This is a genomic window from uncultured Zhongshania sp. (assembly GCF_963975605.1).
GTDB lineage: Bacteria > Pseudomonadota > Gammaproteobacteria > Pseudomonadales > Spongiibacteraceae > Spongiibacter > Spongiibacter aquimaris.
Genome location: NZ_CAXBHN010000008.1, coordinates 1 through 16,972 on the forward strand (window position 1 = coordinate 1; position 16,972 = coordinate 16,972).

At 47.6% G+C, this 16,972-nt stretch carries 12 protein-coding genes; 5 read left to right on the forward strand and 7 right to left on the reverse strand.

Annotated features, from left to right (window positions below; all coding sequences use genetic code 11):
* Positions 1–11: 11 nt before the first annotated feature.
* Positions 12–1,823 carry a TonB-dependent receptor gene (locus tag AAC007_RS08870; protein WP_339676068.1) on the reverse strand — a complete coding sequence of 604 codons (1,812 nt, stop codon included), beginning with the start codon at positions 1,821–1,823 and terminating at the stop codon, positions 12–14.
* Between the two features lie 202 nt (positions 1,824–2,025).
* On the opposite strand from AAC007_RS08870, the gene AAC007_RS08875 reads away from it, so the two are divergent.
* Together AAC007_RS08875 and AAC007_RS08880 are read left to right on the forward strand one after the other, a co-directional pair.
* Positions 2,026–2,604 (forward strand): hypothetical protein, encoded by a 579-nt coding sequence (locus tag AAC007_RS08875; RefSeq protein WP_339676070.1) that lies wholly within the window; start codon positions 2,026–2,028, stop codon positions 2,602–2,604.
* Positions 2,605–2,626: 22 nt separating this feature from the next.
* Positions 2,627–3,454 carry an SDR family oxidoreductase gene (locus AAC007_RS08880; RefSeq protein WP_339676071.1) on the forward strand — a complete coding sequence of 276 codons (828 nt, stop codon included), beginning with the start codon at positions 2,627–2,629 and terminating at the stop codon, positions 3,452–3,454.
* 70 nt (positions 3,455–3,524) lie between these two features.
* On the opposite strand, the gene AAC007_RS08885 is transcribed toward AAC007_RS08880, so the two are convergent.
* The 3 genes from AAC007_RS08885 to AAC007_RS08895 all read right to left on the reverse strand — a co-directional run bounded on the left by AAC007_RS08885 (position 3,525) and on the right by AAC007_RS08895 (position 7,995).
* A complete protein-coding gene (locus AAC007_RS08885) occupies positions 3,525–6,278 on the reverse strand; it encodes an EAL domain-containing protein (RefSeq protein ID WP_339676073.1) in 2,754 nt (917 codons plus the stop codon).
* An 83-nt stretch (positions 6,279–6,361) separates the two neighbouring features.
* Complete coding sequence (locus AAC007_RS08890) at positions 6,362–7,522, reverse strand: hypothetical protein (protein ID WP_339676076.1); 1,161 nt, start codon at positions 7,520–7,522, stop codon at positions 6,362–6,364.
* A complete protein-coding gene (locus tag AAC007_RS08895) occupies positions 7,519–7,995 on the reverse strand; it encodes a hypothetical protein (protein ID WP_296436078.1) in 477 nt (158 codons plus the stop codon). Before AAC007_RS08895 ends, AAC007_RS08890 begins: the two co-directional genes overlap by 4 nt.
* A 669-nt stretch (positions 7,996–8,664) precedes the next feature.
* On the opposite strand from AAC007_RS08895, the gene AAC007_RS08900 reads away from it, so the two are divergent.
* Positions 8,665–9,837, forward strand: a complete 1,173-nt coding sequence (locus AAC007_RS08900) for an FAD-dependent oxidoreductase (RefSeq protein WP_339676078.1) — start codon at positions 8,665–8,667, stop codon at positions 9,835–9,837.
* Between the two features lie 62 nt (positions 9,838–9,899).
* Here AAC007_RS08900 and AAC007_RS08905 read toward each other — a convergent pair whose 3' ends face one another.
* Entirely contained in the window at positions 9,900–10,439 is a 540-nt protein-coding gene (locus AAC007_RS08905; RefSeq protein WP_339676081.1) for a PepSY domain-containing protein, read from the reverse strand.
* A 256-nt stretch (positions 10,440–10,695) separates the two neighbouring features.
* Between AAC007_RS08905 and AAC007_RS08910 the strand changes: the two genes are divergently transcribed.
* Together AAC007_RS08910 and AAC007_RS08915 are read left to right on the forward strand one after the other, a co-directional pair.
* Entirely contained in the window at positions 10,696–11,979 is a 1,284-nt protein-coding gene (locus AAC007_RS08910) for an ATP-binding protein (RefSeq protein ID WP_339676083.1), read from the forward strand.
* Complete coding sequence (locus AAC007_RS08915) at positions 11,976–12,518, forward strand: response regulator transcription factor (protein WP_339676085.1); 543 nt, start codon at positions 11,976–11,978, stop codon at positions 12,516–12,518. The genes AAC007_RS08910 and AAC007_RS08915 overlap by 4 nt, the downstream gene beginning before the upstream one ends.
* A 78-nt stretch (positions 12,519–12,596) precedes the next feature.
* On the opposite strand, the gene AAC007_RS08920 is transcribed toward AAC007_RS08915, so the two are convergent.
* A complete protein-coding gene (locus tag AAC007_RS08920) occupies positions 12,597–15,545 on the reverse strand; it encodes a choice-of-anchor I family protein (RefSeq protein WP_339676086.1) in 2,949 nt (982 codons plus the stop codon).
* A gap of 144 nt (positions 15,546–15,689) precedes the next feature.
* Complete coding sequence (locus tag AAC007_RS08925) at positions 15,690–16,910, reverse strand: argininosuccinate synthase (RefSeq protein ID WP_296436084.1); 1,221 nt, start codon at positions 16,908–16,910, stop codon at positions 15,690–15,692.
* Positions 16,911–16,972 lie beyond the last annotated feature (62 nt).

Genomic DNA, 16,972 nt, shown 5'->3' on the forward strand with positions numbered 1-16,972 from the left:
CTAACCGGCCATCATAGTTGTCGCCGACCGGCCAAGATAGTTGACGCCAGACAGGTATCTACGGTTTCGTGCTCATGCGTATCGAGACCAGGATCAGACGCGACATTAACACTGCCCTGACGGTAACCCCTGGTGTATTTTGTGTACAACATCACATCATCGACAGGTCGATAGTTAAATTCCAAGAATCCGGTTGGCGCTTCGCTTTTCACTTCCGGTGTAGAACGACTAAACACAGGCGCTTGTCGAGCCGACAACAAATATGCGTAACGCTCTTTAACGCCTTCGCCCTTGGTTTCATCCCACGTATAACGCAAGCCAAGTGTGGTACTCAGCTGTGGCAATACGTCGTAAGTCGCCTGGCCATAAACCGCCTGGTTTAGAAATTCGGTTTTGTTTTTGAAGATTAATACGCCACCCGCTATCCCGAGCAGGGGATCGAAGCAGTTAAACTGAGAAGGATCACTCGTTTCGATAGTTGATAGGTCGCAGTAAAGTAAACTGGCTGCATTCTGCCCTGAAAACCCATCCGGCGTGCTATTTTCATGGTAAAGACCAGCTTGCCAAATCATACGACTATCGAGCGCCACGCCCTGTAGCTGCAGCTCCCCCACCCATGTTTGCTGGCTGGTAGACGGGAAGTCAGGATTGACAACAGAGGCGCCCAAGGAGATTTCGCGACGCGGATCCACCAAACCAAGAGGCAGCCCAAATCCGAGTAGCGCGGCGACATTTTCCTGAAAGCGCGTACCGAAAATATCAGACCCGTTGGTACCCTCTAGATGAGCATAGGCAATGATGCCTTTCGCTGTCAGATTTTCATCAATCTCCCATGTGGTTGTATTGATAAAGCGCTTTTCCTTGATCGTTGTAATCGGCGTTTTTACAGTACTAACCAGATCGTAGAAACCATCCTGACCGGTTGCTTCCTGCATCTCTAATTGGCGCACACACTCTCGACCAATCGTTAGCGCGAAAGGGTTGTCGACGACCGTCTGATCGGAATTACAGTCAAAAAGCGTCGCGGTATAGCCTGTTGATTCGGAATCAACATAGGTGAGAATTGTATAGTTCTCAATGGAGTCAGTTATATCCCATACCAAGCTGAGCCGGGCGGCTAAATATTCGGTATTCCCCAGCTTCCGTGCACCCACCCCCGTTATATTATTCAGGTGGCCATCGCGCTCGTTCTGATCCAGGCCGAAACGCACCTTGAAATTATCAGATACCGGAAAGTTCGCTACCAATTGCTGGCGTCTTGATCCTAGTTCTCCGGCAGAAAACTCGACATAGCCTTCATATTCCTCCGAAGGTTTATTGGGCACTAGAAGAATGGCACCGCCCGTCGTATTGCGGCCGAACAAGGTGCCCTGAGGCCCCTTGAGAACCTGAATATTGGCAAGATCAAACAGTGTTCCCGGCCCGGCACCATCACCTGGCGTCTGAGCCACCGCGCCGCGAGGCGCAACCACGTCGGCAAAGTACGTTGCGACGGAAGCCGTGGTACGAAGCGACTGTGTAAAACCACGAATCGCAAATGAGGTATTTTCATTACCAAATCGAGTGTCGACGGTTAGCGACGGCGTATAGGTCGCTATGTCACTCGAATTTATCATGTTTGCATTGGCAATCTGCTCTTGATTAAAAACCGTCACAGAGATCGCTACATCTTGGGCATTTTCCTCACGTCTTTGCGCCGTAATTATAACCTCCTCTATTGCCGGAGTTTTCGCTGCGCTTTGCGGGTAAGCCTCACCCGCAAACATCATTGGCAAGAGGAATAGTATTCCCCTTGATTTTTTCACACTAATTAACCGAATCATGCTGACAACACCTCTTATTATTTTGTGCCCGTGTTATCGCACTCGACCAATAGCGCCACAAGCAATGATACGCACTGTATCAAATGATACGCAATGGATCAATTGATATTGTGCGTATCACTCAATTGTCAGTTCTTGTACAATTGGAGACCATGTGAGGGAAAGCCTGTCCTCTTGATTTTTGAATGCTTCGGTCGGACAAATGCCTGAATTAAAAACCAAACCCAAAGACACCATGGGACTTCGCTCCCAAAAATCGCGGGAAGCCCTACGCGCAGCTCTCCTTTCAGAACTTGGAGAAAAGACGTTTCAGGACATTACGGTAAAGGAGCTCACTGCGAATGCGCGGATCGGCTATGCCACCTTCTTCAGACACTATGAAGGCCTCGACGAGCTATTAGTTGATTTAGCCAAAGAACAAATTGATAAAATGGTATATGACGTTCTACCGGTGATGGAGCAGCAAGATACCCTGTCAGCCTGTCGGTCGATGTGTACATTCATTCACGACAATTGGGCAGTGTGGTCAATTCTACTTACCGGCGGCGCCTCAGAATCCATTCGCCAGGAGCTGATGCAGCTATCTACCAATTATGCCGGACTACAAACGCAATTTTCGTCTACTCTACCCGACGACCTCGGTATTACCCTCTCAGTGAGCACAACGATCGAACTGCTCATTTGGTGGCTGAGACAAGCTGAGCCTCGCCCCATAGAAGAGGTGGCACAGCTGATCAACGAAATAATACACACCCGATTGCTACAGAGCCGAAAGGCCTAAAATCAAATACGAGACAGTAATAGTGAAAAGAGTTTCGATCATCACGGGCGGCGCCGGCGGTATGGGTCTTGCCACCGCCAAGATACTCGGCTCAGATCACAGCCTAGTGCTCTGCGACCTAAATCAAAACCGTCTTGACCTAGCAGTAAACGAACTATCAATGGCCGGTATCGAAGCTGTCGGAATCGTGACAGATGTCACTGATCGCAATTCCGTAAACGAACTTATAGTCCGCGCTCAGTCGCTAGGAAACCTAGTATCGCTTGTACACACCGCGGGAATCAGCCCACAAATGGCAGGTGCCGAACAAATTCTTCGTGTGAACGTGCTAGGGACTGTGAATATTGTCAATGCCATGTTTGACGCTGCTAGCGAAGGGTTTGTTTTAGTCAATGTGGCGTCTATGGCTGGACATATGCTGCCTGAAATCATGATCCCGCGACGAACTTATCGCTATGCATTTTCTGCTTCAGAAAAGCTGATAAAGAAGTTATTGCTGCGCTGCAAGCTGATGCCGACAGATTTCTATCGTCGCGGTATCGCCTACAGTATCAGCAAAAATTTCGTCATGTGGTTTAGCCGGGAGAACGCGGCGAGATACGGCGCCAAAGGAGCCCGCATCCTAAGTATTTCACCTGGGATCTACGATACCGAGATGGGCAAACTCGAAGAACAAAGCGGCGGTGTCGACATTGCAATGAAATCCGCTGCGCTCAAGCGTGTCGGGCGACCAGACGAAATAGCCGAACTCCTCGCATTCTGCGCAACCACTAAAGCAGGATATCTTACTGGCGTTGATATTCTAGCCGATGGTGGCGTCATTGCCGGGAGGAAATCCCAACACAAGTAAAATGCTATTTCTTTTTTAGTACAAAAGGCCGACAACTAAATTTAATGACTTAGCCAGCTCAAGGAGATGCTTACACACCTTTTATCGATAGCGAGAGATCAAGGGCGCTAATCGGTACGGGGCGGGACACGTAATAACCTTGAACGCATTCGACGCCAATTTCGCGAACTATATTGAAGGCCTCCATGTTTTCCACTCCTTCAACTATCACCTTTTTACCAAGGTTATGGCTCATTTCCACCATAGACTTCACTAGAATCTGATCGCTTTCTCGCTCGTGAATAAAGCGAATAAATGATTGATCAATTTTTATATAGTCCACTGGCAATTCACGAACGTACTCGAAGGATGTGAACCCAATACCAAAATCATCTAAGGCAACTTTGGCACCTACGTTTTTGAAGTTGTTTAGCAATTTACGGGCAACACTAAGATTCTCCAGCGCATCAGTTTCAACAACTTCAAAAATAAGATGCGCCGGGTTCGCACCGGTGCGACTAATCATATCGACTAGGCGGGACTCAAAATCTGCCTGCTCCAAGGTAAATGCCGTTATATTAACGCTTAGCCCAACATGTATGCCCGAGTCTTCCCACATGCGCTGCTGACGCATGGCTTTCTCCATAACCGAGAAATCCAGCTGTGGCATAAGGCCAGATTCGGCGGCAATACCAAGAAAATGCGCTGGCGAAATAAACTCACCTTCACTATCGAGCATCCGCACCAAGCACTCACAGTGACTGATACTGTTAGACGCCAAATCGAGAATCGGCTGATAAAAAACCACCAACCGATTATCAGCCAACGCAGACTGCAACTGTTCCCTCATACGGTATTTCATTTGCCGCAATAGCTTGCTTGAGTCACCCGATTCTGCGGCGTAATACAAAGTGCCCTTTATCTTGCTTTTCACTTTGGCCATGGTCGATGTTGAATTAGAAATCAACTCATCAATACTGCTCAAAGATTGGTCGTAACAATCAACCACAATTGAGATACAAATTTCTTCATTAATATCACTATGATCAAAGCTATACCGAGTAAGCGATTCCAAATTTAAATCTTTGACACTCTGCCCAGTGCTTTTAGCATGTTGAATGATGGCGCAAAACTCTCCCGACCCCGTTCTTGCCAACAGACAATTTTCAGGGAGAGCCTGAGCCAAATGTAACGCTAAGCTATTGAGTAAACGATCACCTGCGTCAAAGCCAAACCGATCGTTAAAAATCGCGAAATTATCGATATCAAACATGACCAACTCAATGTGATGGCTATCATGATATTTGGCAATATTCTCACTTGCACTTTCTGTAAAGCTGCCGCGATTAAGCAAGCCGGTAATACGATCATGTTGGCCAAGCCAATACAGACTCTGAGCGGTTTCTTTCCGCTCAGTAATATCAACCCCCATTGACAAAATGCGTGACTCACCATTTATTTGTAGGCAGGTATGAGTCCATAAAAAATACAATTTGTGGCCATTATCAGTAAAAAAGGCCATCTCCCCCTGCATCTTCTTACTAGTGGAATCAAAAATATTTGCCAAAGAGCTCGACAAGGATTTGCTCGAGTGCTCATTTCTTACCCAATTATTGATATTAGCTGCTATCGACGAACCCGATGACAAACCCGCCAGCTCTCGTCCGAGTTTATTGATGTTATAAATCACACCATCGCGGTCATGGATAACCACTACCAGCGGCGACGAGTCGAGTATCAACTCGTTAAACACCTTAGCTTCCGTTAGTGCTTCAATTTTTAATCTAAGCTCATCCCTATGCTCACTCACACTAGCACTCATGCCTTCCAGTGAGTCGACAACTTCACCAACGGTGTACTGCAAAACATCTATTTCATCACTGTATTTTTTCTTAGCCTTTGCATTATTTAACTTCTTAGCATCACTAAATCGCCCCTTCGGCAACAAGGGCAACACTTCGGCCAATCTCATTGCGCGATTTAAAGATGGCTTCAAAATTAAACCAATGAGCAACACGACAAGAACCAGGGTGATAACAGTGGAGAAAACGATGTCTTTTATCGCTTGAATAATTAGCGCTCGAATATGGCTTTGATCTTGTAAAACTGCCGCGTAAGGAATGATATTGCCATCGCTACTCAAGGGGAAAAATCGAGCGCTGTAAAGGCCGCGCAAGATCGAATCAAAGAATATATGATTGCCGTGAGAGCTATATTTACGTGACTTCAATATATCAACTAATACTGAGCTTATTATTTCAGCATTGCTGGCAACAAATACTTTATCAACAGCGAGCACATCGCTGTCTTTACCCACCGAAAACAGAGCAATATCCGCCCCTGTGATTTCATAAAAATCTTGAATCAATAATGTCGCAGAGCGGTTAATGTTAATTATTAGCTCACGTCCGTCGTCTGCGATAACTGGAATAAATACACTTTGAAAACATTGCAATAGGCAGCTTAGGTTTGCATGAGGACGCTGCTCACGCCGCAAAATCTCCACGGCATCGCTAATTTGTTTCTCACTCAAGTGCTCATTTGAACCAGCTTGTATTGAGCTATTCAAAATTGTTCCACTGTTACTCAAGTAGTAGATCGATTCAATGCCAGATATCAAAGATGGTGCGAAAGCTTCACTATCATCAAGTTCATTTTCTGCGGGAACTCGCAATTGATCTGCGAGCCGGAAGAGTTCCTTGCTCGATCTCTGATGTATTGCGTGGAACGTCGCTTCCAGCTGGGATAAATCAAGCTCGACCTTCTCTCGCTGTGAATTAACGGTTTGAACAAAACTAAGGTAACCCCGGCCGCCCATCACTAGGGTTACAGCTAAAAAAAGCACAATACTTAACTTTCGCTGCAAGCCAAACGTAACTATCGGTGCAGTCGTCACCGAAGCACTGCCATCAATCGGCTCAGAGTTTTTCAGAATCGATACCCTATCATCACAGAAAAGATTTCAGTTCGTTCGCTAAGTGGCATATTGTCGGCATTATCAACACCGGGAATACCAGACTGCCCTCTAATTCCGTAGACATCAATGTCGACTATCCAACTTGGTGATGGTGTCCAGCGCGCACCAAACACAAGATGGTGACCATCTGTTTCGCTGCGATTATCTCGATCCAGCACGATGTACTCATAACGGCTAGTCAAGGTAAAGTCCGGGCGAACACGATACTGCGCCTGCAGATACGCCGATTCAATTTCGTTGACCTCATTCCCTAGCGACGTCCTAAACTCAGTGCTTAATAAACTGTACTCTGCGGTGAAGGTCCAGGTTGCGAGGTTTTTTTGCGCAGAGAAAACATAGCCACTGGCGTCGAGGGTAATATCCGAGAAAAAACTGGAATTCGAATGTAAATCAAGATGGACATTCAACATTGAGAACGCAAATTTACTGTCCCCGCCATTCCTGGAATGGAGAAGCTGCATAAATATAGGAGTCTTGAACTCAGCTTTATGAACTAGCGATGCGCTGGGTCCAAATAAATTCCTCAGGATATCTGCCGAGAGACTCTTGTCCCGCCCAAGTGTGAAGCTAAAATTTGTCGAATTTTCATCCGAATCCCAATAACTGTAGAGCTGAACGCCATCGCTAGCAAAAAACAATTCGCGAAAGCCATTTCCCTCAAAATAAACTGCCTGCGGCATTAAAATGGTAGGACGAGTAAAAAGAACGTCGCGAGTATCATTGTACAAACCAAAGGCATTGCGAACGCGACCAAGCCGAAACCCTAGGCCTGACGCATCACTTTCAAAGGTTTTTATATCGGCGAATAAAAAATCTACCTTAACGTCACCATTATCGGTATTCCCGGCGTCGCGGCTAATGATTTGACCTGCAAAATTCAGTGTGGGACTTGCCCTCCACGTGCTATTAATACCGGCCTCTGTGTAGTCGGTACTTCCCCTCAGGCTATTACCATAGAAGTTGTTGCCATCACTGAGTAGATACCCCTGAGACAAGAAGCCGTGAAACTGCAAATCAGTATTTTCGTCAGCGCAACTCAGGCTCGAACCGATTAAGGCAGCGAGGAAAACCACTGCGGGTCGACAGTATTTTCTATATAAATATGGCATCATTTTGTACTCGCTTCAGATTCTAGTTCTGAACTTTTTGGCGGGATTTTTTCTATAGATGGCATGCCTTTTTGAGTATCCACTGCGGCATAACCTATTGCCCCTGAGGTCGCATTAACCAGAGCAATGAGTTCTTCTTCACTTCCTACCGTAATTGGCGGAATTCCGGTTCCACTAAACAGCAAGCGATCCCATTGTTCGCGGAGTACATAGGGGTAGACTTTCAGTACTGATTTACAAAACCGCTGATGAAGCTCGTGATTATCTGGAAGAACATACACCTTGATCGGAGCCTTGTTGTCCCAGCTCCGCTTACGAACGGCAAATATCGCCCGCAAGTCAGCTAAATTTAGCTCACCCGACTTAACATCCGCATTCCTGATCACCATCACCCCGGCTTCATTAGCCTCACTGCGGACTACATCAGCATGGCTATAACCGCTAAATACCGTCGCAAGAATGAACAGCGAGGACAAATGCCATTGTCTCTTGGGGTGTCTTTTAGTCCTTTTTAACATGCGTGGATTGCTCAAAACATTGTCCCGCGGTGTCGGTGACTCCATATCCCATACCCGTGCTATATTTCACAAACGCAAGGGGCGCTTTCCTTATATAACGTCATATGTGCAAAATACTTGAATGAATTTTTTATTCAGCATTTAAGCCGTCCTATCACGGAAACTGACCGAACTGTGCCTAAATAGCACGCTAGAGTACGTGCCCTAAGACATGGAAGAGCGACGAGTTCTTTTGCCCCTAAAGACATTAATTCCAACAAGTTTGGCGCCGCATCAAACCACCCACCCATCGCTTAAACTAGGCCCCTGGCTTTAACCGATACCATCCCAGCCTTAATCATCCCTTTCGTCGCTAAAGCCTCTCCTCTAGCCCGGCCACGCTAAGCTCGCCTTAATCTTTACGTGCAAATATCATGGTAGCTTACGCCCGGCGTATTGCTAGCTGCGCCGGCAACAATTCACTAGCCCGGTGAGTCATTCAAGGCTTAACAGGACAATAAGCAAAGGTTCCATCAATCAGCTTCGCATCAAAGACCTCTTTGCCGATATCCCGATTACTACTTACATGACTCGCGTATTAAATTTACACTCCGATCTATCCCAAACACGGTTTGTGCATAAGACTTTATGACAGCACCTCCCCCTAACAAGAGTACTCAAGAACTCGTTCTCGTCGGCGGTGGTCACGCACACGTTCAAGTACTGAAGTTGTGGGGACGTAATCCAATCAAGGGCGTTAGCCTCACACTCATCTCACCGCAACAACATACGCCCTACTCCGGTATGCTGCCTGGACTTATTGCCGGTCATTACCAGATGAATAAAACGCATATAGATTTAGCGGAACTATGCCACTTCGCAGGCGCGAAATTGATTCAAGGCAGCGTCAGCCAAATCGACCTGCGCAATAAGGAATTACAGATTAGTAATGGCGCAGCTGTAAAAGTATTTGATTGGCTGTCAATTAACAGCGGCATTACACCCGATTTACATATCCCTGGCACAACGGAGTTCGCCACAGCTGTAAAGCCAATCAGCGAGTTCTATCCGCGCTGGCAACACATACTGCAAGAGCTAGACAATGCAAATACCAAACAGTCCATCGCTATCGTTGGCGGGGGTTCAGCGGGGGTCGAGCTGGTCTTAGCCATGCGTCATGCGATTTCTGAGCGCCAGTCGATCTCAGTTCCGGTGACACTTCATCTGGTGTTTCGTGGAAACCAAGCCTTAAAGGACTTTCCCCACCGAATTCGCAAGCGCTGCGAGACCGCCTTAGAAAAGGCGAATATCTATCTTCACAGAAACTGCCATGTTTCAAAACTCAGTAAAGGCGAAATTCACTGCACAGGAACAACGCGGATTCCCGCTGACTTCATCGTTTTATGCACCCATGCAGCCGCACCTAGCTGGCCGAAAACCTCAGGTTTAGCAACGGATATCCATGGTTTCATATCAATTGAAGATACTTTGCAGTCGCGCAGCCACCCCTACGTGTTTGCGGCGGGAGATATAGCGCAGCAAACACGTCACCCGCGCCCGCACGCTGGGGTGTTCGCAGTTCGACAAGGCCCCGTGCTGTTCAACAACTTACAACGGGCACTGCAAGGTAAGCCACTACACTCCCATCACCCTCAGCGGGATTTCTTAAGTATCCTTGCCCTAGGCGGAAAGTCGGCTATTGCTTATCGACGGTTTTGGCCCGCCTTGCAAGGCAATTGGGTTTGGCGCTGGAAGGATGCAATCGACAGGCGATTTATGACTCAGTTTGGTTCAAGCAAAATAATAAAAAGACAGCACTGATAGCGGAGCCGCGGCCTAGCGGCCGCTAAGAAAAATATCGTTCTGCTTTTGCCATTTTATAATCAGAAAAGAATCAAGCTAGCAAATACAAATAACCCCAAACCACTGATCAACAAGGTTTTGCGTTTATACATTGGCGACATCCAGCCTAAATAGAGGCCGGTGAGCATGATCAACACCAAACCTAGGGCAAATATTTTTTCAAATAAAACGGCTATTTTAGGGCCATGACCTTTGTGGAGCTCCATCATCGCTGCCTGCAAATCGGGGTTCGCGACCTCAACATCAACGCCCGACTCAGTCTGCCTCAGGGTATAATTTTGTCGGCTAGATGGGCGAGTATAAAAATTATCGCCGCGCACTCGGACCTCTTCTACCCGAGTACGAATATTGAGCGCAGCTAGGACTGCAACAACATCACTGCTTAATGTGTGACTACTAGCATCTAGTTTGGCACTGGCAACATGACCGACTTCAGTTCGGATCACTTCACCTTCGTAATCTAACAGATACAAACCACCGGACACGGCCATGATGATGACGACGGGAGAAAAGAAAGCAGCAAGATAGAGATGAATAGAAACAAATAGTTTGCGCGACATCGGGCAGTGCTCATAGCGGTAAAAACAGCCAAGAATTATCCTTGTTTACACCGATAATTACAGCCGCAATGCGCTTTTAATTACATAAATTACAAGCGCAAGCTAATCAAATCCTCACTTTGAGGATGCTGGCAAACGAGGTCGCCGAAACCGTGCATAGTGCAGGATGCGACAAAGTGTCGCAGTCAAAGCTCGTCGCTATTAGCAAGACCCGCGTATACTTATTATTATTATTTAACAAGCATTGAATATATTCATGATCGCCATAGCACAACAAAACGTGAGCTTAAACCCAAACACAGCTAACTTACGTGGCCTGTGCATAATACGCAGTCTGGTCATCGCCGGTCAGTTTGCCGCGGTATTTTACGCAGAGGCGCAGCTCGGCTGGCTGCTGCCCTACGTCACGCTTAAATTGCTGCTTGCAGCAATTTCGGTATTTGCGGTCTTCAGCTGGTGGCGCAGTTTTCGCAGCTGGCCCGTGACGGATATCGAGTTATTTGTCCACTTATGCGTAGATACTATTGGCTTTAGTGCGGTGCTTTATTTCTCTGGTGGCGCCAACAACCCTTTTATTTCCTATTTACTGGTGCCACTGTGCATTTCTGCCGCAACCCTGCCATGGGCCTATGCATGGACACTAAGCATACTCGCCTGTGCGGCCTATAGTTTACTGCTATTTTTCTTTATCCCTTTAGAAGCGCTATCACCGCTCCAACACCAGCACGGCGCATCGCCCAATACTCACATACTTGGCATGTGGGCAAGTTTCCTGGTTAGCGCGCTACTGATTAGCTACTTTGTTTTCAAAATGGCTCACCGCTTGCGGCAGCGCGAAAACGAGTTGGCGCGCAGCCGCGAACATCGCCTGCAAGATGAACAAATGCTAGCAGTTGCCACTCTCGCCGCTGGGACCGCCCATGAATTCGGCACGCCACTATCAACGATGAAAGTGATACTGGAAGATTTAGCAGAGCAGAAAAACGCTGAAGACGCCGACGACATTCTCTTATTAGAACAGCAGCTCGATCACTGCAAAGACATTTTAAACAAATTAGTAAGCACTGCCCGCGACCTAAGTGAGGGAGAAGTTTTCTCAGTTGATGCCGGAGTTTATTTAACTGAGATAACTGAGCGCTGGCAGATATTGCGCCCCGCTTGCGAACTGAGAACGTCAATCGGCAACGAGACTGCAGCACTGCAGTTACGGCTTGATGGCACAGTTAGCCAAGCGATCCTAAATTTATTAAATAATGCTGCCGATGTCAGCCCCGGTGATATTCACTTGGAATTACGACATACCAATAGCGAACTCATATTTTCTATCAAAGATCGCGGTCCCGGCCTTAGCGCTGAACAAGCAGCTATGTTTACCAAGGCATTTGTTAGCACAAAAGGGAAAGGTCGCGGATTGGGCTTATTCCTCAGCCACGCAACCGCTAATCGCTACGGTGGCACATTAAGCTGGCAGCAGCGGGATGGCGGTGGCAGCCAAGTGGAATTAATACTACCACTGGAAAAAATACAGAGGCAGGCATGAGTCAAAACTCTGAGAAATTTTTATTAGTCGACGACGACATCACCTTTAGTACTACGCTGAGTCGTTCACTAAAACGCCGTGGCTACATAGTCGAAGTAGCTCATAGCGTCGACGAAGCACTACAGAGATGCGAAGTGTTCACACCAGACAAAGCGGTTATCGATTTAAAATTAGAAACCCGCTCAGGCCTAAGCCTTATTCCCATACTGCGCCAGCGTTTCCCCAAGTTGCGAATGATCGTCCTGACAGGTTATTCAAGCATAGCCACCACCGTCGACGCCATCAAAATGGGGGCCAACAACTATTTGCAAAAACCTGCCGGTACCAGAGAAATCCTCGCCGCCTTTGACGACCACCCAATCCAAGATGAAACACCCACAGAGACACTTAGCCCACCTTCTTTAGATAGAATCGAGTGGGAACATATTCAGCGGGTACTGGCAGAAAACGACGGCAATATCTCAGAAACTGCGCGCCAACTCGGCATGCATCGACGAACCTTACAGCGCAAATTGCAAAAGCGGCCCGCAAAGAACTAATAATTTTGCGCTAAGCCGAAAGGGGCAAAAAAAAACCGCCTTGCTAGCAAGGCGGTTTTTAGATTAAGCGTGAAAGTCTTACTCGCTTGCTTCTACACCTGGGTCGACTTCGATAACCCGGACATTGCCAGACATAGCATTGGCGATTACTAAATAGGCTTTACTATCCAAGAAAAACACCGCCGTACCGTCGGCGCCGAAATCCTTTGTCACTCCAGCACTGTTATCAAAACGATTATTCACATACTGGATAAACTGCACACCCAGTGGTGAAGTGATATCGTAAACCGCAATACCGCCAGTGCGCTCTAAACTCACAAACGCGTATATGCGATTTAAACTGGATAATAGAGAAATACTTTTGGGCTTAGCGCCGCTCTCGTCACTACCCTGATCGAGATCATTAAAGCCATTATTCGGAAGGTTTTGGGTGATTTTCGCCAGATCAGCGCCGGAATCGTACATCAATTTTCCATCTTCACTCCAGATAGAAAACGAGCGCGCCCCAAAGGCCGTTATCTCGTCAATATCACCGTCGTTATCCGTGTCACCCGCTTCACTACTGATAAACAAACGACCTAACTGGCTGCCGTCCTGAGCAGCAAATGCGCTTGGATTAGATGGATCTATCTCTGCAGAACTCGCGAAGCCATCAGCGTCTTGCGCGCGAACGGCTTCATTAAAGGCAGAGTTTGCTCGAACCTTCCCGTCGTTGGCGGTAACAAAGTAGTTTTTATTTCCGAAGCGGTAAGCGGCAATACCATCGGGCTGATACATCCCGTAAACACCACTCCAGGTTCGAATATCAATATTACCGTCGTCATTAACGTCTAGCTCATTACCAGCTACGCCAAAATCTTTACTTCCGAGCGGGATAATACGATCAATACTCAGTCCTGCAATATCAATGACGGCTACCGCATTATTTTCCTGAAGCGTCACAAACAATTTATTATTGTCTAGTGAAACTGCAATATGCTCCGGCTCCAAATCTTGTGCCACTGATGGGTTGTTGGCACCAAAAATTCGAACACCAGCTGGCAAAGTTTTACTGCCACCCACATTGAAATCTTCAAACCCAATGGTCGTCAACGTCGGAGTTTCAACACCGTCTGAGATATCGATAATAGTCACCGAACCAACCGGATCAGAACTATAATCACCACTAGGGACACCTTCGTTCGCAACGGCAATAATAGTCGACAGGGCGTCGAAAATGACCATCTTGGGTGCGGCACCTACGGTATAAGTGCTAACCAAACTCAGATCTTCAAGATCGTACAAGGCCAGAATACCGTTGGCCTGCGGGTTAACATTATTAATCGCCACTGCGACATAGCCACCGCCAATAGTCACCCATTTCGGCGCACCGATACTGATGCCGGCATCATTGGCAGCAGCCACAAGATTGAGCTCTGTACTATTTACCGGTGGCGTTAGAGGCTCAGAGATATCCCATACATCGACAGAATTACTCTGATTATTGACAACAAACATTTGCTCACTAGCGCTATCGGCAACCACTGACGTCGCCGCATTTGAACCGAAATTACTGTCGTCACGCATGTAAGATGCGGAATTTTCGTAGTCTAGCGAAGGCTCAAGCGGCGCGGATGACTGCACAACAAATGAACCTATTGGCAATACTTTAGCAATGCTTGCATCATCATAAATGCCGTATTGGTTGTCGTTCAGCAATACCGCGAAATTAGAATCCAACAGCGCCATACCTTCAATATTTTCGGCCAGCGGCTCGATATTGTCTGGCAGCGGCATCGTCAGAGAATCAAAGCCAAGCTGCTTGGTGACAAACTTAATACCTGAAGGATTTTCCTGCTCCTCCACACTTGGCGAAATACCAAAAGTATCCGCGCTGGTGCCAAGAATATTGGTGGCATTTGCTAGATTGATTCGAAAATATTTACTCACTGTCTTGGCTTGCTCAACCACCACCAGGTAATCTTCAGCGAGCGCAATGGCCTCATTAATAGTCACTTCACTTTGGGCAAGAAAATCGCCATTGCCATCGAGATCACCGCTATTATCTGACTTGATACCGTAGTTCGAGCTGGGATCTAGTCGATATAGATACTCTCCCACCATCGCATTCGGCGTGCCGTCACTATTAAGCTCGATCTTACCGATTCGCACATTTCGCGAACTGTCCGCGGCAGCACTATCTGGATTCTCCAAGGCGCTTTGCATAATAAAATACAAAAATTTGTTATCTGGGCTTAAGGCGAGAGCCTCAATACCACGATCTATTTTACGACGGGAAAAAATCGCCGGTAAAATTGCATCACTAACGGTGTAATTGGCACCGCCGAGATCAAAGGCAGAACCCGCTGGCACTTGTCGCTGTAAAACCCGACCATCAACATCGACCAGCAGCAAGCTAGGGCCGTTTTCTTCGGCAATCCAAAATTTACCATTGTCGAGTTGAACAATCGCCTCTGGATCGACACCGCTTGGGCTTGGCTGCAACTCTATCCCGCTGGGGCCAAAGGCCTTCTCATTGCTCGCATTGCTAAAGCTATTGGGCAGACCATTAAGCTCAACACCGTTGCTACCACCCTTCAAGGTAATCACTTCGGTTTGTTCAAGCTTCAATGCTGTACCGATACCACTGAGCTGCCACTTGATGATTTTAGGAACATAACTAGGAATCGCAAATATAGATCCGGTGTTGGCACCGCAGAAATTGGCAACACCAATAGCCGCTTGACTGTCTGCACAGTCGATAGTTGGGCCACGGTCACTAATGGTGTAGAACACGTCATTCGATCCATTTACGGGTCGAAACGCACCGCTGCCATAGTTTTCTGTCAGGCTCAAAGTATCACCGCCAGCAAAAGACACCGTCGCCAAACTTTCAGTGATATTAAACTGCCTGGAATTAGGCTCTGTGCCGCTAAATCCCCGGGACCTATTACCGTCGCCGCTACAGGCTGCAATTGCCGTAATACCAATGGCTAGCGACAGAACCTGAAGCCTACGTGCGTACATCTGCGGTTCAAAAAAAGTCATCAATAACGTCCCATTTTGCAAATTCAGCCGGTGCACGATCGGCACCGAAACCTAAGCGTAACGACCGGAAACCCCAGCCCCTAATGTATTCTTATCTTCATTAAAAGCAGAAAGGGGCTGCGTCGCCCCTTTTACTTACGACGCTTACAGCTGCGAGCGACCTTTATTCGCAGCGATTCGCAGGCGCAGTGCATTAAGCTTGATAAAGCCTTCTGCATCTTTTTGATTGTAGGCGCCGGCATCATCTTCAAAGGTAGCAATTGCTTCGTCGAACAGCGAATTATCTGATTTCCGACCCACTACGACCACATTACCCTTATAGAGTTTCAAGCGAACAACACCGTTCACGAAAGCCTGCGACTCATCGATTGCAGCTTGCAGCATACGGCGCTCAGGGCTAAACCAGTACCCGTTATAAATCAATTTTGCATAACGGGGCATTAGCTCATCTTTCAAATGCGCCGCCTCGCGATCTAGCGTGATTGACTCCATTGCGCGATGCGCACGCAGCATAATAGTGCCGCCGGGGGTTTCATAGCAGCCCCGCGACTTCATGCCAACATAGCGGTTTTCAACCAAATCTAAACGACCGATACCGTTGTCGCCGCCGATTTTATTCAGCGCCGCTAACATGGTGGCTGGGCTCAATGCTTCGCCATTCAAGGTCACTGGATCACCGTTTTCGTAGCCTAATTCAATATAGGTTGGCGTATCTGGTGCCGCCTCAGGGCTGACACTCCAGCGCCACATATCTTCTTCTGGCTCCCAGTAGGGATCTTCCAAATTACCGCCCTCGTAGGAGATATGCAGTAAATTGGCGTCCATTGAATAAGGAGACTTTTTCTTTTTACCGGCAAAATCGACGGGGATATTGCGCTCGGCACAATAGGCCATCAAGGTTTCACGAGACGTCAAGTCCCATTCACGCCAGGGCGCAATAACCTTTATGCCGGGTTTGAGCGAGTATGCACCCAGCTCAAAACGGACCTGATCGTTGCCCTTGCCGGTTGCGCCGTGAGAAATCGCATCCGCTCCCGTTTCGTTGGCAATTTCGATCAAGCGTTTGGCGATCAGCGGGCGGGCAATAGAGGTACCCAGCAAATACTCGCCCTCATAGATCGCATTGGCGCGAAACATGGGGTAAACAAAATCACGGACATACTCTTCACGAAGGTCGTCGATGTAAATTTCCTGGACACCCAGTGCCTTAGCCTTAGCTCGGGCAGGTTCCACTTCTTCGCCCTGGCCGATATCGGCGGTAAACGTGACCACCTCACACTTATAGGTATCCTGTAGCCACCTGACAATAACCGAGGTATCGAGGCCACCTGAATAGGCCAACACAACCTTGTTGATATCCGACATTACACACTCCGCTGAAGCCCCGTAAAACGCCACGCCTACGGGATGAAAAAGACCGCCATTTT